This window comes from Kurthia senegalensis (genome assembly GCF_000285595.1).
In the GTDB taxonomy this organism is placed as follows: domain Bacteria; phylum Bacillota; class Bacilli; order Bacillales_A; family Planococcaceae; genus Kurthia; species Kurthia senegalensis.
The window spans coordinates 50,793-73,642 of the sequence record NZ_HE611071.1 but is presented as its reverse complement, the minus strand read 5'-3'; the positions used below and the strand labels follow the sequence as shown (position 1 = coordinate 73,642).

Annotated in this window: 18 protein-coding genes, 1 rRNA gene, 1 pseudogene and 1 riboswitch; all 20 genes and pseudogenes read left to right on the top strand. The window is 40.6% G+C overall.

Translation table 11 applies throughout. The annotated features are described in order from the left end of the window. Positions 1–121: 121 nt before the first annotated feature. A 5S ribosomal RNA gene (gene rrf / locus KSHG_RS14480) occupies positions 122–238 on the top strand. A 254-nt stretch (positions 239–492) separates the two neighbouring features. Next, positions 493–684, top strand: coding sequence for an NETI motif-containing protein (locus KSHG_RS14475; RefSeq protein ID WP_010308630.1), 192 nt, complete (start codon positions 493–495; stop codon positions 682–684). Between the two features lie 88 nt (positions 685–772). Continuing rightward, positions 773–871: riboswitch (purine riboswitch) on the top strand. A gap of 136 nt (positions 872–1,007) precedes the next feature. Then, on the top strand, positions 1,008–1,496 hold the full coding sequence (gene purE, locus KSHG_RS14470) for a 5-(carboxyamino)imidazole ribonucleotide mutase (protein WP_010308626.1): 489 nt from the start codon (positions 1,008–1,010) through the stop codon (positions 1,494–1,496). Further along, positions 1,493–2,614 (top strand): 5-(carboxyamino)imidazole ribonucleotide synthase, encoded by a 1,122-nt coding sequence (gene purK, locus KSHG_RS14465; protein WP_010308622.1) that lies wholly within the window; start codon positions 1,493–1,495, stop codon positions 2,612–2,614. Before purE ends, purK begins: the two co-directional genes overlap by 4 nt. 16 nt (positions 2,615–2,630) lie before the next feature. Continuing rightward, positions 2,631–3,930: pseudogene (purB, locus tag KSHG_RS14460) on the top strand (adenylosuccinate lyase). Between the two features lie 95 nt (positions 3,931–4,025). Next, on the top strand, positions 4,026–4,739 hold the full coding sequence (purC, locus tag KSHG_RS14455; RefSeq protein WP_010308615.1) for a phosphoribosylaminoimidazolesuccinocarboxamide synthase: 714 nt from the start codon (positions 4,026–4,028) through the stop codon (positions 4,737–4,739). Between the two features lies 1 nt (position 4,740). Next, a complete protein-coding gene (purS, locus tag KSHG_RS14450) occupies positions 4,741–4,989 on the top strand; it encodes a phosphoribosylformylglycinamidine synthase subunit PurS (protein WP_010308611.1) in 249 nt (82 codons plus the stop codon). A gap of 1 nt (position 4,990) precedes the next feature. Continuing rightward, positions 4,991–5,671: a phosphoribosylformylglycinamidine synthase subunit PurQ gene (gene purQ, locus KSHG_RS14445; protein ID WP_010308607.1), complete on the top strand. Its 681-nt coding sequence runs from the start codon at positions 4,991–4,993 to the stop codon at positions 5,669–5,671. After that, positions 5,661–7,895 (top strand): phosphoribosylformylglycinamidine synthase subunit PurL, encoded by a 2,235-nt coding sequence (purL, locus tag KSHG_RS14440; RefSeq protein WP_010308603.1) that lies wholly within the window; start codon positions 5,661–5,663, stop codon positions 7,893–7,895. Before purQ ends, purL begins: the two co-directional genes overlap by 11 nt. Next, positions 7,871–9,295 (top strand): amidophosphoribosyltransferase, encoded by a 1,425-nt coding sequence (gene purF, locus KSHG_RS14435; RefSeq protein WP_010308599.1) that lies wholly within the window; start codon positions 7,871–7,873, stop codon positions 9,293–9,295. The genes purL and purF overlap by 25 nt, the downstream gene beginning before the upstream one ends. A 13-nt stretch (positions 9,296–9,308) precedes the next feature. After that, positions 9,309–10,364 (top strand): phosphoribosylformylglycinamidine cyclo-ligase, encoded by a 1,056-nt coding sequence (purM, locus tag KSHG_RS14430; protein ID WP_010308595.1) that lies wholly within the window; start codon positions 9,309–9,311, stop codon positions 10,362–10,364. Continuing rightward, complete coding sequence (gene purN / locus KSHG_RS14425) at positions 10,364–10,927, top strand: phosphoribosylglycinamide formyltransferase (protein WP_010308591.1); 564 nt, start codon at positions 10,364–10,366, stop codon at positions 10,925–10,927. Before purM ends, purN begins: the two co-directional genes overlap by 1 nt. 108 nt (positions 10,928–11,035) lie before the next feature. Next, positions 11,036–12,571, top strand: coding sequence for a bifunctional phosphoribosylaminoimidazolecarboxamide formyltransferase/IMP cyclohydrolase (purH, locus tag KSHG_RS14420; protein WP_010308588.1), 1,536 nt, complete (start codon positions 11,036–11,038; stop codon positions 12,569–12,571). Between the two features lie 64 nt (positions 12,572–12,635). Next, positions 12,636–13,904, top strand: coding sequence for a phosphoribosylamine--glycine ligase (gene purD / locus KSHG_RS14415; protein WP_010308585.1), 1,269 nt, complete (start codon positions 12,636–12,638; stop codon positions 13,902–13,904). 279 nt (positions 13,905–14,183) lie between these two features. Then, complete coding sequence (locus KSHG_RS14410) at positions 14,184–15,920, top strand: adenine deaminase C-terminal domain-containing protein (protein WP_010308582.1); 1,737 nt, start codon at positions 14,184–14,186, stop codon at positions 15,918–15,920. A gap of 126 nt (positions 15,921–16,046) precedes the next feature. Continuing rightward, a complete protein-coding gene (locus KSHG_RS14405) occupies positions 16,047–16,370 on the top strand; it encodes a YerC/YecD family TrpR-related protein (protein ID WP_010308579.1) in 324 nt (107 codons plus the stop codon). A 125-nt stretch (positions 16,371–16,495) separates the two neighbouring features. After that, a complete protein-coding gene (gene pcrB / locus KSHG_RS14400) occupies positions 16,496–17,185 on the top strand; it encodes a heptaprenylglyceryl phosphate synthase (RefSeq protein ID WP_010308577.1) in 690 nt (229 codons plus the stop codon). A gap of 36 nt (positions 17,186–17,221) precedes the next feature. Beyond that, positions 17,222–19,474: a DNA helicase PcrA gene (gene pcrA / locus KSHG_RS14395; protein WP_010308575.1), complete on the top strand. Its 2,253-nt coding sequence runs from the start codon at positions 17,222–17,224 to the stop codon at positions 19,472–19,474. Between the two features lie 9 nt (positions 19,475–19,483). Beyond that, positions 19,484–21,490, top strand: a complete 2,007-nt coding sequence (gene ligA, locus KSHG_RS14390; RefSeq protein WP_010308573.1) for an NAD-dependent DNA ligase LigA — start codon at positions 19,484–19,486, stop codon at positions 21,488–21,490. A 16-nt stretch (positions 21,491–21,506) separates the two neighbouring features. Then, positions 21,507–22,658, top strand: coding sequence for a CamS family sex pheromone protein (locus KSHG_RS14385; protein ID WP_010308571.1), 1,152 nt, complete (start codon positions 21,507–21,509; stop codon positions 22,656–22,658). The last annotated feature ends 192 nt before the right edge of the window (positions 22,659–22,850 follow it).

Here is a 22,850-nt window from a genome sequence, read left to right as displayed (position 1 = left end):
ATCAGTGCTTCTTTTTTAATATTTATTTCAAAAATTATTTTATTATAAGAAAAACACTTGCTTTTATGTTAATTAGCAGCTATAATAAGTATATAGAAATAAGGAATTACTTATTTTAAAGTCTAGTGATGATGGCAAAGAGGTCACACCTGTTCCCATGCCGAACACAGAAGTTAAGCTCTTTAGCGTCGATGGTAGTTGGGGGTTCTCCCCCTGCGAGAGTAGAACGTCGCTAGGCACACTAAGAAGCCCTGATTTTAGATCAGTGCTTCTTTTTTTATATTTAATAGGAGAAAACTTTATTTATTAGAAAATTTTGACTTTCTTCTATTTAAATATATTCTGAATGAACGTTAAAGTGTGGTCTGAAAAAAATGAATACAATAAGACGGCAACGATTCGTTATTTTGAATAATTTATGCCTTTTTATTGTTTTTCTGATGCAGACCATGTAATGTAAGGACAAAGAAATTATTAAGGAAGTGTACGAGCTTGGCAAAGAAGACAATTTGGTATGAAGTAGAAGAAACAGAAACAATTAGCGAATGTTTGGAACGAATGCAGAAAGATGGCTACATGCCAGCAGGTCGCAAAGAAGAGCCACTATTTCAGATGATTGAAGGTAAACCCGTACCAATTCGACAATTAATTAAATTTAAAGGTATTTTAATGTCTAATGAGTAAATATCTCTTTAAAAAACGAACAATTAATTTTCTTGTAAATTAATTGTTCGTTTTTTATTGACTTCTTTCCGTAGCGTTGTTAGAATGACATTGAAAACAATATATCCCACATATATGCTAGAGGATTGGCTCTAGTGTCTCTACCCGAAGCCGTAAACATCGGACTATGTGGGAAAGCATTCGCTTAAGATGAAGATATACATTCTACGATCAACACAAAGGGAGTAGTAGAATGTTTTGATGTCCTTAAGTAACAGGCTTTTCCACACAGTGTAGAGGTCAGTTATTTGGGGATTTTTATTTGTCCAAAGGAGCGTATAGAAATGAATCCGAAAATTGGTGTTATTATGGGGAGTTCAAGTGACTGGGATACGATGCGTCATGCATGCGATATTTTAGAAGAGTTGAACATTCCTTATGAAAAACGAGTAGTATCTGCACATAGAACGCCTGATTTAATGTTTGAATATGCAGAAGAAGCACGGGCACGAGGTATTCAAGTAATCATTGCAGGTGCTGGTGGAGCAGCTCATTTACCAGGTATGGTCGCAGCTAAAACGACATTACCGGTCATTGGGGTTCCAGTTCAGTCTCGCGCATTAAATGGTTTAGATTCATTATTATCCATCGTACAAATGCCAGGAGGGGTTCCAGTAGCCACAGTAGCTATTGGGAAAGCTGGCGCTACGAACGCAGGGTTATTAGCAGCGCAAATTTTATCGACAACAGATCAACAAATTACTGAAAAATTAGAAGCACGCAGATTAGCTATGAAACAAAAAGCGATGGAAAGCTCAGGTGACCTACAATGACAACCATTTATCCAGGACAAACGATTGGTATTATTGGAGGCGGTCAACTCGGTCGCATGATGGCACTTGCAGCGAGAGAGGCTGGGTTTAAAATAGCTGTCCTTGAACCGTCTATGGATTCGCCATGTGGTCAAGTAGCAGATATTCGAATTGTTGCACCATATGACGATGAAGCAGCTTTAGAAGAGTTAGCAGAAGTAAGTGATGTTATCACATATGAATTTGAAAACATCGATTATGATGGCTTAAAACGCTTAACAGAAATTGCTTACGTACCACAAGGTGCAGAACTCGTTCGCACGACACAAGATCGTATTTTAGAAAAAGCGGCAATAAAAAAAGCTGGCAGTCCTGTTGCTAACTACATCGTGGCAGAAAACTATCAGCAGTTGTTAACGAACATTCATGATGTTGGTTATCCGTGCGTCGTGAAAACCGCACGTGGCGGATATGATGGTAAAGGGCAAATGACACTTCATTCAGCGGCGGACTTAGTTGCGGTAGAACAACTTTTTGAACATGCTGCTTGTGTAGCAGAAGCGTTCGTACCGTTTACGATGGAAGTATCGGTAATCGTTCAGCGTAATCCGCAAGGCGAAACATATTGTTTACCAATGGGAGAAAATATACACGTTAATCATATTTTGCACGAGACAATCGTGCCGGCTCGTGTGAGTCAACAAACATTGAAACAAGCAGAAGAAGAAGCAATTAAAATAGCTGATGCATTGCAGTTGGTCGGTACGTTAGCTGTTGAGATGTTTGTTTTAGAAGATGGCTCAATCGTAATTAACGAATTAGCACCGAGACCGCATAACTCAGGGCATTATTCGATTGAAGGCTGCAATATTTCGCAATTCCATCAACATATAAGAGCAGTATGCGGTTGGCCATTACGTCAACCGAAATTACATCAACCGACGATTATGGTGAACTTGCTCGGTCAACACGTCGTACCTGTGACGAATTCGATTGGAAAGTACCCAGATTGGTCGATTCACTTGTATGGGAAAGCGGAAGCGAAGCACAATCGTAAAATGGGGCATGTTACAATAATGACGGATGATCTTGATCAGACGCTACAACAAATAACTGAATCTGCTATTTGGGCAGAATAAAAGGAGATATTTTTACATGATCGCACGTTATACTCGTCCCGAAATGGGCGCAATTTGGACAGAAGAAAATCGTTACCAAGCATGGTTAGAAGTAGAAATCTTAGCATGTGAAGCTTGGTCAGAACTAGGTGTTATTCCGAAAGAAGACGTTCAAGCATTACGTAAAAACGCATCATTCGATATCGCACGTATTTTAGAAATCGAAAAAGAAACACGTCATGACGTCGTAGCATTTACACGTGCCGTATCTGAAACATTAGGCGACGAACGTAAATGGGTACATTACGGCTTAACGTCTACAGATGTTGTCGATACAGCTCTTTCTTACCAAATTAAACAAGCGAATGAAATTATCCGCAAAGACATTCAAAACTTCATCGACATTATTGCTGCAAAAGCAAAAGAACATAAGATGACAGTTTGCATGGGTCGTACGCACGGTGTACACGCAGAGCCAACTACTTTCGGATTGAAACTCGCTTTATGGCATGAAGAAATGCTTCGTAACCAAGCACGCTTTGAAGCAGCTGCCAAAACGATTGAAGCTGGTAAAATTTCTGGTGCGGTTGGTACATACGCAAATATCGACCCATTCGTTGAAAAATTTGTTTGTGAAAAATTAGGCTTAACAGCAGCTCCAATTTCTACACAAACACTTCAACGTGACCGCCATGCGGAATACTTCTCAGTGTTAGCGTTAATCGCAACATCAATTGAAAAATTCGCGACAGAAGTTCGTGGTTTACAAAAATCAGAAACACGTGAAGTAGAAGAAGGTTTCGCTAAAGGTCAAAAAGGTTCTTCAGCAATGCCTCATAAACGTAACCCAATCGGTTCTGAAAATATGGTCGGTATGGCTCGTCTCGTACGCGGTCATATGCTTACTGCTTTCGAAAACGTTCCATTATGGCACGAACGTGATATTTCTCACTCTTCAGCAGAGCGTGTCATCATTCCAGATACAACAATTGCAATCAACTACATGTTAAACCGTTTCGGAAACATCGTGAAAAACTTAACGGTATTCCCTGAAAATATGAAACGTAATATGACACGTACATTCGGTTTGATTTACTCTCAACGTGTACTACTTGCTTTAATCGAAAAAGGTCTTTCTCGTGAAGAAGCATACGACACAGTTCAACCATTAACAGCACGTTCTTGGGATGAACAAATTCAATTCCGTCCTTTAGTTGAAGAAAATGAAAAAAATCTCTTCTCTATTATCTGCAGAAGAAATTGAAGATTGCTTCGATTACAATTACCACCTTAAAAATGTAGACATGATTTTCGAACGTCTTGGTCTTAACGATTAATTAATAATAATAGCCAGTTCACTGTTAGTGTGCTGGCGTTATATTTTAAAGATTTGGATTATTCAATAAACTAGTAACCTACGGGGGAATTCAAAGTGGAAAAAGGTCAACTTTTATACGAAGGTAAAGCAAAACGATTATATGCAACAGATATTGAAGACGTGTTATACGTCGAATACAAAGACAGCGCAACAGCATTCAACGGCGAGAAAAAAGCTGAGATTGCAGGTAAAGGTATTTTAAACAACAGCATTACATCATTAATTTTCGATAAGTTAAAAGAAGCGGGTATCGAATCTCATTTTATCGAAAAGCTATCAACTACTGATCAACTCGTGAAAAAAGTAGACATTATTCCAATTGAAGTCGTTGTACGTAACATCGCAGCAGGTAGTCTTGCGAAACGTCTTGGCATGGAAGAAGGAACAGTGCTTCCGAGAACGATTGTCGAGTATTACTACAAAGATGATGATCTAGGCGATCCGATTATCAATGAAGAACATATTGATATTTTAGGCATTGCGACTAAAGAAGAAGTAAGCACGTTATATGAAAAAGCACAGCACGTAAATGAAGTCATGGCTCCATTCTTTAAAGAAATCGGCGTGACGTTAGTCGATTTCAAACTGGAGTTTGGTCGCGATGCAGCAGGTAACGTACTGTTAGCAGATGAAATTTCACCAGACACTTGCCGTCTATGGGATTCTGAAACGAACCAGCATTTAGATAAAGACGTATTCCGTCGAGATTTAGGTGATTTAACAGAGGTTTACAACATTATTCTTTCACGTCTAGGAGGACAAGCTTAACATGAAAAAAGTCAAAGTATACGTAACACTTCGCGAAAGCGTATTAGATCCACAAGGTTCTGCAGTAATGGGTTCACTACACAATATGGGGTATGAAGAAGTACAAGACGTTCGCATCGGGAAATTCCTTGAGTTGCAATTAGCAGATGCAGAACGTGATGTTGGTACAGCCGTTAAAGAAATGTGTGAAAAATTACTAACGAATACAGTCATCGAAGACTACCGTTATGAAGTCGAGGAGGCTAACTAACATGAAGTTCGCAGTACTCGTGTTCCCTGGTTCGAACTGTGATTTAGATATGTACCACGCAATCAAAGATGAACTAGGTGAAGAAGCAGAATATGTATGGCATGATGCAACAGACTTGAGTGCATATGATGGCGTTCTCGTACCGGGTGGTTTCTCTTACGGAGATTACTTACGATGTGGTGCGATGGCAAATCAGTCGAATGTCATGAAAGAAGTGAAGAAAGCGGCAGAAGCAGGGAAACCTGTCCTTGGCATTTGCAACGGATTCCAAATTTTAACCGAAGCAGGACTTTTACCAGGAGCGCTTCTTCGCAACCGCGATTTGAAATTCATCTGTCGTACCGTTGAACTAAAAGTAGAAAATAACGATACGTTATTTACGAACGGCTATGCTGCAAATGAAGTCATTCATATTCCAATTGCACACGGTGAAGGAAATTACTATTGTGATGATGCGACACTTCAATCGTTAAAAGAAAATAACCAAATTGTCTTTACGTACAACGGAGAAAACCCGAATGGTAGTTTAGAAAATATTGCTGGTATCGTGAATGAACGTGGAAACGTTTTAGGCATGATGCCACATCCAGAGCGTGCTGTTAGCGAAGTCGTTGGCGGTGCAGATGGATTAGCTTTATTCAAATCAATTGTGAAACAGTGGAGGGAATCACATGTCAATTAAGCTTGAACCAACATCAGAGCAAATCAAAGAACAACGTATTTACGCAGATCTAGGTATGAGTGACAGCGAATTTGCACTTGTTGAAGAAATCTTAGGACGCTTACCGAACTGGACAGAGCTAGGTCTCTTCTCAGTCATGTGGTCAGAACACTGCTCTTATAAAAACTCTAAGCCGGTTCTTCGCAAGTTCCCAACAGAAGGTCCACAAGTTTTACAAGGACCTGGGGAAGGTGCTGGAATTGTTGATATCGGCGACAATCAAGCCGTCGTATTCAAAATGGAATCACATAATCACCCATCTGCTATCGAACCGTATCAAGGAGCGGCAACAGGAGTCGGTGGTATTATCCGTGACGTCTTCTCTATGGGAGCGCGTCCGATTGCAATGTTAAACTCTTTACGCTTCGGTGAACTAGACGCATCGAAACGTGTGAAATATTTATTTGAAGAAGTCGTAGCAGGTATCGCAGGTTACGGAAACTGTATCGGTATTCCAACAGTCGGTGGGGAAATTCAATTTGACCCTTGTTACGAAGGAAATCCACTCGTTAATGCGATGTGTGTCGGTTTAATTAACCACGAAGATATCCAAAAAGGGATTGCGGCAGGCGTTGGTAATACAGTAATGTATGTCGGTGCTAAAACAGGACGTGACGGAATTCACGGTGCAACGTTCGCATCGGAAGAATTAACGGAAACTTCTGACGAAAATCGTCCAGCAGTTCAAGTAGGCGATCCATTCATGGAGAAACTTTTATTAGAAGCTTGTCTTGAACTCGTGAAATTTGATAGCTTAGTCGGCATTCAAGATATGGGTGCAGCAGGTCTTACGTCTTCAGCATCTGAAATGGCATCAAAAGCTGGTTCAGGTATCGAGATGAACTTAGATTTAGTACCACAACGTGAAACGGGTATGACAGCTTATGAAATGATGTTATCTGAATCACAAGAGCGTATGCTCGTTGTCGTGAAAAAAGGGGAAGAGCAACCAATCGTCGACTTATTTGCGAAATATGGTTTAGATGCCGTATCTGTCGGTGTCGTAACAGACGATCAACAATTCCGTCTACTTCATCACGGGGAAGTCGTAGCAGACGTTCCTGTTGACGCATTAGCTGAAGATGCACCGGTTTACTATAAACCTTCAGCTGTACCAGCATATTACGAAGAGTTCCAACAAATGCAAAACGAAGAACCGAATGTAACGGATTATAAAGAAACGTTATTAGCTTTACTAAAACAACCGACGATTTCTTCGAAAGAATGGGTTTACGGTCAGTACGATTATCAAGTACGTACGTCAACAGTCGTTACGCCAGGTAGCGATGCAGCAGTTGTACGTGTGCGTGGTACGAATAAAGGATTAGCGATGACGACCGACTGTAATTCTCGCTATATTTACTTAGACCCAGAAGTAGGCGGTAAAATTGCTGTAGCAGAAGCGGCTCGTAACATTATCGCATCAGGTGGACAGCCACTAGCAATTACTGACTGCTTAAACTTCGGGAATCCAGAAAAACCAGAAATCTTCTGGCAAATCGAAAAATCAGCTGACGGTATTTCAGAAGCTTGCCGTGCGTTAAATGCTCCTGTGATCGGAGGAAATGTATCGCTTTATAACGAGCGTAGTTCAGAAGCAATCTATCCTACACCGACAATCGGTATGGTCGGATTAGTAGAAGACCTTACGCACGTAACGACACAAGAAGCGAAACAAGCAGGCGATGTCGTTTATATGATTGGTGAAACGAAAACAGAATTCGGTGGTTCAGAACTTCAAAAATGGTTGAACGATGGAAAAGTGTTCGGCTTAGCACCATCCATTGATTTAGCTGTTGAAAATGAACATCAACAAACGTTACTCGCTGCCATTAAAGCAGGTGTTGTTCAATCGGCACATGACGTAGCAGAAGGTGGCGTAGCTGTTGCATTAGCTGAAATAGTATTCGGCACATCATTCGGCTTGGAAGTAGAATTAGATGGTTCAGCTGTTACCGCTTTATTCGCAGAATCTCAATCACGCTTCGTCGTAACAGTACAACAACAAGACGTGGCACAGTTTGAACAACTCGTTCCTTCAGCTCATCAAATAGGAATCGTGACACCGAATGCAGACCTTGTCATGAAAGGAACAAATGGTACAACTTACGTAGAAGGCGCCGTTGCACAATTCCATGACGCTTGGAAAGGAGCTATTCCATGCTTGCTGAACTCAGAGGTTTAAACGAAGAATGTGGCGTGTTTGGTATTTGGAACAATGATAATCCAGCCCAATTAAGTTATTACGGTTTGCATGCATTGCAACACCGTGGACAAGAAGGTGCTGGAATTGTCGTCACAGATCGTAGTCGTCTCCGTCCGATTAAAGGTGAAGGGCTTGTTAATGAAGTATTTGACGAGGAAAAACTACAAGCTGTAAAAGGAACGGCAGCGATTGCACACGTTCGTTATGCAACAGCAGGTGGTAATGGTATCGAAAACGTTCAGCCGCTACTTTTCCATTCATCAACAGGAAGTCTAGCGATTGCACATAACGGAAACTTAGTAAATGCCAATCGTTTGAAAAAACATTTAGAGCGACAAGGAAGTATTTTTCACTCAAGTTCAGACACAGAGGTCGTGGCACATTTAATTAAACGGTCAACGTTGTTACCATTCAAAGAAAAAGTGAAAAGTGCATTGAACTTATTAATCGGTGCGTATTCATTTTTAGTTATGACAAAAGATGAGATGGTCGTGGCACGTGATCCGCAAGGGCTTCGTCCACTAGCACTCGGCAAATTAGGAGAAGGTTATGTCGTAGCATCTGAAACATGTGCTTTCGATTTGATTGGTGCGCAGTATATTCGTGACGTTGAACCGGGTGAATTGCTCGTCATTAATGACCAAGGTGTTTCTTCTGAAATGTTCACAACGAATGTGAAACGTTCAATGTGTGCGATGGAATACGTTTACTTAGCACGACCGGATTCAGATATTGATGGCATTAACGTCCATATGGCACGTAAACGTATGGGACGCCAACTTGCGCGTGAATGTGCGCATATCGAAGCAGACGTCGTAACAGGCGTTCCTGATTCAAGTATTTCAGCGGCTATCGGATTTGCAGAAGAAAGTGGCTTACCGTATGAACTCGGTCTCATTAAAAATCGTTACGTCGGACGTACGTTTATCCAACCGACACAAGAATTACGCGAACGTGGTGTGAAAATGAAATTATCACCCGTCGTACAAGTCGTGAAAGGGAAGCGTGTCGTGATGGTTGATGATTCGATCGTTCGTGGTACAACGTCACGTCGTATCGTCAACATGTTGAAAGAAGCAGGTGCTGCGGAAGTGCACGTTGTCATTAGTTCACCACCAATGTCGAATCCGTGTTATTACGGTATTGATACGTCATCAAGTGAAGAGCTAATCGCTTCGACGAAAACAGTAGAAGAAATTCGCGAAACGATTGGTGCTGATACGCTCACATTTTTATCTGCAGAAGGTATGGTAGAAGCGACGGAGCGAGAATTTGAAGACGACAATCGCGGGCTTTGCTTAGCCTGTTTCACAGGAACATATCCAACACAAATCTTTTCAGATACGGTATTACCACACGAAAAAGAGTTACAAAACTAAGGAGGAACTTGGTGTGTCAAAAGCATATGAACAAGCTGGTGTAAATATTGAAGCGGGTTATGAGGCGGTACAACGTATGAAGTCTCATGTCGCACGTACAGAACGTAAAGGCATTATGGGAACATTCGGCGGATTCGGCGGCATGTTTGATCTATCTTCTTTAAATTTAAAAGAACCGGTATTAATTTCGGGAACTGACGGTGTTGGGACGAAATTAAAATTGGCATTTATGGTCGACAAACATGACACAATTGGTATTGATGCGGTCGCAATGTGTGTGAATGACATCGTTGCACAAGGAGCAGAACCTCTTTATTTCTTAGATTATGTAGCAGTTGGCAAAGCATTCCCAGAGAAAATTGAACAGATCGTAAAAGGTGTTGCAGATGGCTGTGTACAATCAGGTGCAGCTTTAATCGGCGGTGAGACAGCGGAAATGCCAGGTCTTTACGAAGAAGATGAATACGATTTAGCAGGGTTCGCAGTTGGCGCTTGTGAGAAGAAAGATATTGTGACAGGCGAACGTATCGTAGAAGGCGACGTTTTAGTCGGTATCGCATCAAGTGGTGTTCATTCGAATGGATACTCATTAGTACGTAAAATTGTGTTCACAGATAAGGGGTATACACCTGACCAAGTCGTAGAAGGTTACGAAGCGCTTGGTCCGATCGGTGAAGCATTACTTACACCGACGAAAATTTATGCGAAACCCGTACTCGATTTGTTAAAAGAAGTAGACGTTCACGGGATGGCACACGTCACAGGTGGTGGCTTTTATGAAAATTTACCACGTATGATGCCAGATGGTTTAGCGACGGAAATTGAACTGGGCTCTTGGCCTGTATTACCGATTTTCGACTTTTTAGCACAGCAAGGCGAACTTCAACAAAAAGATTTATTTAACGTATTTAATATGGGAATTGGCTATGTCGTAGCGGTTCCTGCTGCAGACGTAGAAAAAGTCATTTCAGTCGTAGCACGTCACGGTGAAAAAGCTTATGCGATTGGTAAAGTTGTAAAAGGTGAAGGCGTCCTTTTCAACGGAGAGCATGATGGGAGTCTTGTGTAATGACGAATCTTGCACTTTTTGCATCAGGTAGTGGCTCAAATTACGAAGCGATTCAGCGATACGTTACGGAAGGGAAAATTGCAGCAAACATACGTCTAGTCGTGACAGATCGAGTAGACGCGTTTGTCATCCAGCGCGCGAAAAAATATGATATCCCGGTTTTGGCATTAAGTCCAAAAGCATTTGAAACGAAAGAAGCGTATGAACAAGCTATTTTAGCTGAGTTAAAAAAATACGATATAGACTGGCTCATCTTAGCAGGCTATATGCGACTCATTGGACCTGTTTTACTCGGTGCATATGCAGATCATATCGTAAATATTCACCCTTCTTTATTGCCATCTTTCCCTGGAAAAGATGCGATTGGACAAGCGCTTGCACACGGTGTAAAAGTAACGGGTGTGACCGTTCATTACGTAGATGAAGGAATGGATACTGGACGCATTATTCAACAACGTGCTGTAGAAGTCGTTGAAGGTGACCGTGAGCAAACAGAAGCGGCGATTCATGCGATGGAACATATTTTATATCCAGAAGTTTTGCAAAATTTATTTAATTCTTGAAAATTTATTGTAAGATGAAATAAATACTTTATTATATTAGTTGACTAAAGCGTTTGTGGAAAAGGCAAGCAACTAAATGGTTGTACATAATCTAAGGAGGAACTTATTGTGACGAAAAGAGCATTAATCAGTGTTTCTGATAAAACTGGAGTTTTAGAATTTGCGAAGGAATTAGAAACATTAGGCTATGAAATTTTATCAACTGGTGGCACGAAAAAACATCTACAAGAAAATGGTGTGGCGGTAACAGCTGTCGATGAAGTAACGAACTTCCCTGAAATTTTAGGCGGACGTGTTAAAACGTTAAACCCATTAATCCACGGTGGTCTTCTTGCAAAATTTGATGACCCAGAACATCAAGCACAAATGAACGAACATGGCATTTCTCCAATTGAAATCGTTTGTGTAAACCTGTATCCATTCGTTGAAACAATTTCAAAACCGAATGTAGAATTTGCTGATGCTATCGAAAACATCGACATCGGCGGTCCTACAATGCTACGTTCAGCAGCGAAAAACCAAAAATACGTATCGGTCATCGTAGACGCGAATGATTATGCGAACGTATTGGAAGAATTAAAAGCAGACGGCACGACAACACTTGAAACACGCCGTCGTCTTGCTGCGAAAGTATTCCGTCACACAGCAGCTTACGACTCATACATTTCAAATTACTTAACAGACTACGTAGGCGAAGAGTTCCCAGATCAATTAACATTAACATATGAATTAAAACAAACGTTACGTTACGGTGAAAACCCTCACCAAAAAGCAGCGTTCTATCAAAAACGTCTCGCTTCTGATTTCTCGATTGCTTATGCAGAGCAATTACACGGGAAAGAGCTATCTTATAACAACATTCAAGATGCGAATGCAGCACTTCAAATTATTAAGGAATTTAAACAACCAGCAGCGGTCGCTGTTAAACATATGAATCCTTGTGGCGTCGGTGTCGGCGAAACGATTGCAGAAGCATTCAACGAAGCGTATGAAGCAGATTCTACGTCTATTTTCGGTGGGATTGTCGCATTGAACCGTGAAGTCGATGCACAAACGGCTGAGAAATTAGCGAGTATTTTCTTAGAAATTATTATCGCCCCTTCATTCTCGAAAGAAGCCATCGAAAAATTAACAGTGAAGAAAAACATTCGCTTACTAACGATTTCATTCGAACAAAATACGAAAGATCAATTCAACACGGTATCGGTTGAAGGTGGTTTACTCGTCCAACAACCAGATCGTCACGGTTTTGACGAAGCAGATATTAACGTGGTCACAGACCGTGAACCGACGGAAGCAGAATGGGCAGCATTGAAACTTGGCTGGTCTGTCGTGAAGCATGTGAAATCAAATGCAATTGTCGTAACGGACGATAAAATGACACTTGGCGTTGGTGCAGGTCAAATGAACCGCGTAGGCTCAGCTAAAATTGCTTTAGAACAAGCGGGCGAAAAAGCACACGGTGCAGCACTCGCATCCGATGCCTTCTTCCCGATGCCCGATACGGTAGAAGAAGCAATTAAAGCAGGTATTACAGCGATTATCCATCCAGGTGGTTCGAAACGTGATCAAGATTCAATTGATGTAGCAAATGCAGCGGGTATTACGATGGTGACAACGGGCGTTCGTCACTTTAAACACTAAGATTCATACTATGACAAAAGAACACGCATGGCCTTGCGTGTTCTTTTTTACAGGAGGCATTTTTGTGAAAGTACTTGTAATTGGGAGCGGTGGCCGTGAGCATGCCATTGCGAAAAAATTTAATGAAGCACAGTCTGTAGAAGAAGTTTTTGTCGCACCAGGGAATGACGGAATGGCGAAAGATGCAACGCTCGTTGCGATTGCACAAAATGATTTTGAAGCGTTAATTCAATTTGCGAAAGAGCAACAAATTGCACTGACATTCGTCGGTCCAGAACAACCGCTTGCAGAAGGAATCGTCGATGCGTTTCAAGCGGAAGGCTTACGTATTTTTGGTCCGACACAAGCTGCTTCACAAATTGAAGGATCAAAGTCATTTGCGAAACAGTTAATGGCAAAATACGATATTCCGACAGCACATTATGAAACGTTTACGGATGCAGAAGAAGCCGCACTTTACATTCAAAAGCACGGCGCACCAATTGTCGTAAAGGCAGACGGTTTAGCAGCAGGTAAAGGGGTCATCGTGGCGATGACAGAATTAGAAGCGATTGAAGCGGTGCGTGATATGATTGGTAATCAACGTTTTGGTGATTCATCTTCTCGTGTCGTTATCGAAGACTTTTTAGAAGGTGAAGAATTTTCGTACATGTCATTCGTCCACAACGGTCAAATTTATCCGATGGTTATCGCACAAGATCATAAGCGTGCATATGATGGAGACAAAGGACCGAATACAGGTGGGATGGGTGCGTATTCACCAGTACCACAAATTTCAGAACAAGTCGTGCAGCGTGCTTACGATGAAATTGTCGTACCGACAGTAAAAGCGATGCAACGAGAAAATAAAAATTTCACGGGGATTTTGTATGCAGGATTGATTTTAACAGCAGATGGTCCGAAAGTGATTGAATTTAATGCGCGCTTCGGTGATCCTGAGACGCAAGTCGTGTTGCCTAGAATGGCTTCTGACTTCGGTTTGTTTATGATGGCATTAATGGACGAGCAACCGTTTGACTTACAATGGTCTGACGAAGCGATGCTTGGCGTTGTCATTGCAGCGGAAGGATATCCGAATACGGTAGAGAAAGGACATGCTCTACCAAACTTAGACGGATTAGGAGAAAATATAGCGATTTACTTCGCAGGTGCGAAAAAAGAAGGCGAGCAGTTCGTTGGCAATGGCGGACGCGTATTACTCGTGACGGCTACAGCGGAAAGTTTGCGAGATGCAGGACAGCAAGTGTATGCAGCAATCGATGAAAAACAATGGCCACATTTTTTCTATCGTCGTGATATCGGTTGGCGCACATTTGAACATGAAGTGAAATAAAAGAATGATACGAGCTGATGAGAGGGCATTGCCTTTTTCGTCAGCTTTTTTCGTTGTAGGTGAATGAAATGAAAATGAACGACGGATAAAGTTGCTAATTTGCAAAAAAACATGAAAATTGTCGATGAATATTTTTGAAATAAGGTAGCTGTTTACATGTTTCAGACAGCTTTTTTCGTTTTTTTATGGCATAATGGTTTATTAGATGGTAACGCTTACAACGACAGAAAATAATGAAAATAAAAAACAATGAGAAACAATGAAAAGAGGTGGATGACGATGCTTGAACCTACGTGGAAATTACATGATGTACATGAACAAATAAATATTTTAGACGGCAAAGCGAGTCCGACAATCGTTTTGAAAAATGCGACATACTTACATAGTATTTTAAAACAGTGGATCGAAGGAAATGTGTGGATTAAAGGAGAAAGGATTGTTTATGCGGGACCAGATATGCCAGAGACTTTAGAAAATACAGAAGTCGTGGACGTACGTGGAAAAAAACTCGTACCGGGATATATTGAACCGCATGTTCATCCATTCCAATTGTACAATGCGGCATCTTTTGCGGATTATGCAGCACAAGGTGGAACGACGACGTTTATTAGTGATAATTTAACGTACTTCCTACAAATGAAAAATAAAGAATCGTTTAAATTACTAGATTACTTAAAAACATTACCGTTTAGTTTTTATTGGTGGGTACGATTAGACTCACAAACACAGTTGTTAGAAGAACATCAGCGCTTCTCGGGAAACCATTTAAAAAAATGGGCGGAACGCAAAGACGTATTAATGGTCGGTGAATTAACGTCATGGCCAAGATTACTTGATGGCGATGACCAACTACTGTATTGGTTACAACTTGCGAATATATACGGTAAAAAAGTAGAAGGGCATTTACCGGGTGCTTCTTCCAAAACACTCGCAAAAATGAAGCTTTGTGGCATTGATGGTGACCATGAAGCAATGAATGCGGAAGAAGTGAAAAGTCGCATTTTACACGGGTATGATGTGACGCTTAGAAATTCATCTATTCGTCCAGATTTACACGGTATTTTAACAGAACTCGTACGAGACAACGTACCGATTTTTGACCATGTCATGATGACGACAGACGGTGCGACACCGAATTTTTATAAAGATGGTGTCATGGACGAGTGTATTCGAATTGCGTTAGAAGCAGGCGTAGAATCGGCACTCGCATACAATATGGCTTCGTACAATATTGCGCGCTATTACAATGTTGATCGTTTGCACGGTTTGATTGCTACTGGTCGATTCGCGACGATTAACATTTTAGAAGATGAAAAAAATCCAACGCCAATTAGTGTGCTATCTAAAGGAACATGGTTGAAACGTGATGGCAAACAAGTACATTGTATCGACGATGGTACGTTTGCAGAGGCACAGAAAGCATTGGAACTTGATTTTGATTTAACAGATGCAGACTTCCAATTTTCGATGCCGTTTGGAATCGAACTCGTGAATGACGTCATTACGAAACCATATCGTATTCAACTTGAGGCGATGGCGGGCGAGTTATCGAAAGAACATGATGAATGTTATTTAATGCTCATTGACCGTTTCGGAAAATGGCATGTGAATACGCTCTTAAAAGGGTTTGCGACGAGTATTGAAGGACTCGCATCGAGCTATTCATCAACAGGCGACATTATTTTAATCGGTAAAAGTACGAAAGCGATGCTGCAAGCGTTTAATAAGATGAAAGAGATGCAAGGTGGCATCGTGCTCGTCGAGGATGAAGAAGTAATTGAAAGTATGGCGTTAAACGTTGGCGGCGTAATGTCTGCGAAGCCGATGGTCGATGTCATTGCGCAAGAAGCGAAATTGATTGAGGCGGTTAAAGCGCGCGGCTATCAACATGGGGACTTTATTTACACGCTATTATTCCTTCAAGCGACACATTTACCGTACATTCGTATTACGCAAAGTGGTATTTTTGATGTAATGAAAAAACGTGTATTATTCCCATCTGTTATGCGTTCTTAATTCTTTAACACTTCACCGCGCAACACTTTCGTAAAATAAAGTAACTTTCCTTTTTTAATTAACTTGAAAATGATAAAATATAATAGAATTCTTAAATCCAGATGCAATCGTTAGGGGGAATCTGACATGCAAATTGAAAAAATCCGTGGTCATCAAACGGAACAACTTTTTAAAGCGGTTTTAGAACTAAAAGACATCGATGAATGTTATAAGTTTTTTGATGATTTATGTACGATTAGCGAAATCCAATCGTTAGCGCAACGTTTTGAAGTGGCCCATTTATTACGTTTGAAAAAAACGTATGAGGCAATTAAAAACGAAACGGGTGCTTCTACTGCCACGATTTCACGTGTGCGTCGTTGCCTAGACTATGGGAACGATACATACGATGAAATGTTGGGGCGTCTTTATCCAGACGAAAAAAGTTACGAAGAAGCAAAACGTAAATAATTCCTTTTTTAAAAGGCCAGTCCAGCGATCCATATCGTACCGGATTTGGTCTTTTTCTATTCGCAGTGACTCCGATAACCATGTATACTGAAAGACAGAGAAACAGAGAATAAAGGTGGAGAACGATGGATTTTCAGACTTGGAAACACGTATTTAAATTAGATCCTGCTAAAGAAATTTCGGATGACGTGATCGAACAGCTTTGTACGTCTGGTACAGATGCTATTATAGTCGGTGGCTCAGATGATGTGACGATGGGAGGTGTCGTCGATTTATTGACGCGCGTACGTCGTTTTTCCGTACCGATTGTATTGGAAATATCCAACTTAGAATCCATTACACTTGGGTTTGATTATTATTTTATTCCGAGTGTCTTAAATAGTACGAATGCTTCTTTTTTCAAAGACTTGCATCATACGGCATTAAAGGAATACGGTGCGATGATGAACTGGGACCAAATGATTGTAGAAGGTTATTGCGTTTTGAACGAACAGTGCAAAGTGGCGCAATTAACGAGTGCAAATACGAAATTGGATGAGGACGATGTTGTCGCTTATGCACAAATGGCGGAGCATTTATTCCACATGCCGATTTTTTATATGGAATATAGTGGCACGTATGGGGATTCGGACCTCGTCTATGCAGCGAGTCGAGAATTGAACAATACGAAGCTGATTTATGGCGGTGGTATTACGACTGTCGAACAAGCACGTGAAATGGCTTATTATGCCGACATGGTCGTCATCGGCAATATTATTTACGATGATCCAGAGATGGCAGTAAAAACAGTAAAAGCTGTGCGAGAAATATGTTAAAATAGGAACAAACGTTCGAGAAAAGGATGGTGCCAAATGGACCAACTAACGAAAAACTTATTAAATGGTATGAACCCTGAACAGGCGCAAGCAGTGCAAACGACTGAAGGACCGCTCCTCATTATGGCAGGTGCAGGTTCTGGTAAAACACGCGTACTAACACATCGTATCGCGTATTTAGTTATCGAAAAAGCAGTGAATCCATGGAATATTTTAGCTTTAACATTTACGAATAAAGCAGCACGTGAAATGCGTGAGCGAATTGACGGCTTATTAGGAAATGGCACGGGGCAACAAATGTGGGTATCTACTTTCCACTCAATGTGCGTACGTATTTTACGCCGTGATATTGACCGAATCGGCTTCAATAAAAATTTCACGATTTTAGATTCAACGGACCAATTGACGGTCATTAAAAATGTTTTAAAAGAATTAAATATCGATCCGAAACAATATGATCCCCGTATGTTGTTGAATGCGGTCAGCTCGGCAAAAAATGAATGTACGACGTATCGTGAATACCGTGCTGCTTCTTCTGATGCTAATCCGTATGAAAAAACAATTGCAGACGTGTACGAAGCGTACCAACGCCGTCTTGAAAAAAATCAAAGCTTAGATTTCGACGATTTGATTATGACGACGATTCGTTTATTTAAAGAAGTACCAGAAGTGTTAGAATTTTATCAAAACAAATTCCAATACATTCATGTCGATGAGTATCAAGATACGAACCATAGCCAATATGAACTCGTACAAATGTTAGCATCGAAATTCCAAAATATTTGTGTCGTAGGGGATTCAGACCAATCAATCTACCGCTGGCGTGGAGCCGATATCGGCAATATTTTATCGTTTGAAAAAGACTATCCGACAGCGAAAACGATTATGCTAGAGCAAAACTATCGTTCGACGAAAACGATTTTAGCTGCAGCGAATAGCGTCATTAAAAACAACTCAAGCCGCTTCCCGAAAGAACTTCGTACGGACAACCAAGAAGGTAATAAAATTATTATTAACCGCGCGTACGATGAAAAAACAGAAGCGCAATTTGTCGTAAAAACGATTCAAGAATTAATGCTTTCTGAAGGCTATAAAGAAGATGACTTTGCGATTCTTTATCGTACGAATGCACAATCACGTGTGATGGAAGAAATGCTCGTTAAATCAAACATGAACTATACGATCGTCGGTGGTACGAAGTTCTACGATCGTAAAGAAATTAAAGACTTATTGGCGTACTTACGCTTAATTGCCAATAACGATGACGACTTAGCGCTTGCACGTATTATTAATGAACCGAAACGTAGCATTGGTGCGACATCATTTGATCGCATGATGCAATTCGCTATCGAACAAGACCGTACAATTTTTGATGCTTTACGCGAAGTAGATTTTATGGGGCTATCAGGTCGTGCAACGAATTCTGCGATTCATTTCCGTGCGATGATCGAGCGCTTCACACAAATGCAAGATTTCATGTCGGTGACAGAACTTGTAGAAGAAGTGCTTGAGAAATCAGGCTACCGAGAAATGTTAAAAGCAGAAAAAACGATTGAAGCGGAAAGTCGCCTTGAAAATATCAATGAATTTTTAACAGTAACACAAACATTTGAACAGGCGAGTGATGATAAATCATTAATCGCATTTTTAACAGATTTAGCGCTCGTGGCGGATATTGATAAATTAGGTGACGAGGAAGAGGAAGTATCAGGTGGCACAGTATTAATGACGATGCACTCAGCAAAAGGACTTGAATTCCCTGTCGTATTCATTATCGGAATGGAAGAAAATATTTTCCCTCACTCTCGTTCATTAATGGACAATGATGAAATGGAAGAAGAACGTCGTCTTGCATACGTAGGGATTACACGTGCAGAGAAACAATTGTATTTAAGCTGTGCGCAAATGCGTACGCTTTACGGTCGCTCAAGCTTTAACTCACCATCTCGTTTCTTAAAAGAAATCGATGCAGAATTGTTAGAAGAAACGATTGCGAAACGTTCATCTCAAAGTGGTTCATACAGTGCACCGAAACGTCGCTCAAGTTATCGCCAAGCACCTGCACAAACGAAAGGAAAATCGTTAGCAGCGAAATCGGCATTACAAGATTCGGGTGGTGATAAACTTTCTTGGAAAGTAGGCGACAAAGCAGCGCACGGTAAATGGGGCATCGGTACAGTCGTTTCAATTCGTAACGAAGGCGAAAGCATGGAATTAGATATCGCTTTCCCAGCACCGGTAGGTATTAAGCGTCTTATGGCTAAATTCGCACCGATCACGAAACAATAGGAGGTCCACATGACAGAACAACAAGCAAAAGCACGTATTGAAGAACTGCAACGCGTTCTTACACAGTACGGACATGAATATTATGATTTAGATATGCCGACAGTTCCAGACGGCGTATACGATCAATTGATGCAAGAACTTATTCAGTTAGAAGAGCAATATCCATCATATCGTCAACCGGACTCTCCGACACAACGCGTCGGTGGTGCGATTATTTCAGCATTTGAAAAAGTAGCGCATGACCACCCGATGTTAAGTCTTGGCGATACGTTTAGTCAGGAAGATTTACGTGCTTTCGATGAGCGTGTTCGACAAGGAATCGGAGAGAACTTCCGCTACGTATGTGAATTAAAAATTGATGGTTTAGCGATTTCATTAAAATATGAGAACGGTGTGTTCGTTCAAGGGGCAACACGTGGGAACGGAACAATCGGTGAAAATATTACAGAAAACTTAAAAACGGTACGCTCTGTACCGCTACGATTAACGAAGCCGTTAACGCTTGAAGCGCGTGGTGAATGTTATATGCCGAAACGTTCTTTCAATAAGTTGAATAAGGAACGTGCGGAGCGGGAAGAAAATTTATTCGCAAATCCACGTAACGCGGCGGCCGGTTCATTACGCCAATTAGATCCTAAAATCGCAGCGAGTCGTAACTTATCAACATTCATGTACGCACTCGGTACGAACGGGGAAGAATTCGGTTTAGAGCGTCATAGTGAAGCGCTCGACTTTTTACAAGAGCTCGGTTTCCGCTCAAACGATGAACGTCGTATTTGTCATAACTTAGATGAAGTATTTGCATATATTGATGAATGGACGGAAAAGCGTCCGACATTGCCATATGAAATTGACGGGATCGTCATTAAAGTAGATGATTATCATCAACAACAAGAGCTTGGTAATACGGTGAAAGTACCTCGTTGGTCAATCGCTTATAAGTTCCCTGCAGAAGAAGTCGTAACGACAGTACTCGATATTGATTTAACGGTCGGTCGTACAGGAGTCGTGACGCCAACAGCTGTATTAGAACCAGTATTAGTAGCGGGTACGACTGTACAACGTGCTTCGTTGCATAATGAAGATATTATTCGTGAAAAAGATATTCGTATTGGTGATAAAGTCATTATCCGCAAAGCAGGCGATATTATTCCAGAAGTGAAACAAGTATTATTTGACCAACGTAGCGAAGAGAGTGTCGCATATGAAATGCCGACGCATTGTCCAGCATGTGATAGCGAACTTGTTCGTTTAGAAGAAGAAGTAGCGCTACGCTGTGTGAATCCACAATGTTTCGCACAAATTGCAGAAGGACTTGCGCATTTTGTTTCTCGAAACGCGATGAATATTGAGGGTTGTGGCGAAAAAGTCGTTGCTCAATTATTACGTGAAGGGCTCGTGAAAGATGTATCGGGTTTATACGATTTGAATATGGAAGAATTAATTCAATTAGAGCGTATGGGTGAAAAATCTGCGACGAAATTATTGCAAGCAATTGAGGCATCGAAAGAAAACTCGTTAGAACGTTTATTGTTCGGACTAGGTATTCGTCATGTCGGTTCGAAAGCAGGAAAAATTTTAGCAGAACATTTTGAAACGATGGATGCGCTTATGGCTGCGACAGAAGAAGAATTGACACGTATTTTTGAAATTGGTGAAAAAATGGCAGATTCCGTCGTGACATATTTTGCGAATGAAGACGTACAATTATTGTTAGGCCGTTTACGTGAAGCGGGCGTCAATATGACATATACGGGCAAAAAAATTGATCGTACAGACATCGATAGCAACTTTAATGGCAAAACAATCGTCCTAACAGGGAAACTTGAACGATTGACACGTCAGGATGCAAAGGCGAAAATAGAAGCATTGGGTGGAAACGTAACAGGTAGTGTTAGTAAAAAAACAGACCTTGTCATCGCAGGGGCTGAAGCTGGCTCTAAACTTTCAAAGGCTGAACAACTTGGCATTGAAGTTTGGGACGAAACCCGCTTAATCGAAGAATTATCAGAGTAAAGGAGTTCACACAATTATGAATCGACGTCTTCGCTGGATTCCGGCGATTGTTGCGACGGCTCTATTAGCAGGTTGTAGCTTACCATCTTTTAATAAAGATACAGAAGTAACGACTACGAAAACAGCTAATAAAGGGGCAGAAGAATCTTCAACAATCCCGAGCATGCAAATAGATGAGCAGTATTATCGTACATTGTTACCTTATAAACAAAGTGCAACACGTGGATTAATCGTTTCGAATATATATTCTCGTTACGATATCCAAGAAGCAGAATCTGGTTTAATGCGCTTATCGTTAAACCAATTCCCAACAGATAAATATTATTTCCAAGAAGGTCAGTACTTAACAGAAGACACGGTTAAAAGCTGGTTAGCTCGTAGTAATCAATCTGATGAAGGCTTGAATCCGAGTGATAAAGGCATGTCTCCTACGAAACGTGCAAAAGAAGCACCTATTTATGTAGCACACGTGATCGAACAAAATTATTTAACAAAATCAGGTGACAAAAAAGTTAAATTAGGTGGTATTTCAATCGGTTTAGCAATGAACTCTGTTTATTACTATCAAAAAGAAGAATACGGTGCGACTTACGAAGAAGCGATTCCAGATGCAAAATTATTAGAGAATGGTAAAAAAATAGCTGAAAAAGTAGTTAATCGTTTACGTAAAATGGACGGTTTAGATAACGTACCGATTACAATCGGTTTGTACAAGCAATTAAGTCATAGAGATATTGTTCCAGGAACGTACATGGCGTATTCAACAGCTAAAGAAGGTTCTTCAAAATTAAGTTCTTGGGAAAATGTAGATGAAAATTATGTACGTTTCCCAACGGATGACACGAGCGATACGTATCGCGAAATTAACGATAACTTCGGTACATTTAAAGATGATATTAACTCATACTTTACGAATAGTACGAATGTTATAGGTCGTGGTTTTTACAAAGATGGCAAAATTAAAAAATTAACGATCGATATTCCGATTAAATTTAACGGAACAGGGGAGTTGATTGGCTTTGCACAATATACAGCAAACGCTGTCGTACAGCAATTCCCGAAAGATTTACAAATTGAAGTGAATGTGACATCATCCAAAGCGACAGAAGCATTGATTGTCAAAGAAGCAGGTGCTTCTGAACCGTACGTTCATATTTATAATGATTAATATGTCTTAATATTCTTTACTTCTATCCTGAAATCTAATAAGATTTCGGGATTTTTTTGTTAATTTTCGACTATAAAAAGTGACTTTATGCATTTGTGGAAACTTAAAAAGTATTTTATTGTAAAAAAAGTAAAATAACCATTGTTTAAAATATGCCTTTTGATGTAAAGTTGATGTTAAGATTATTTTTAT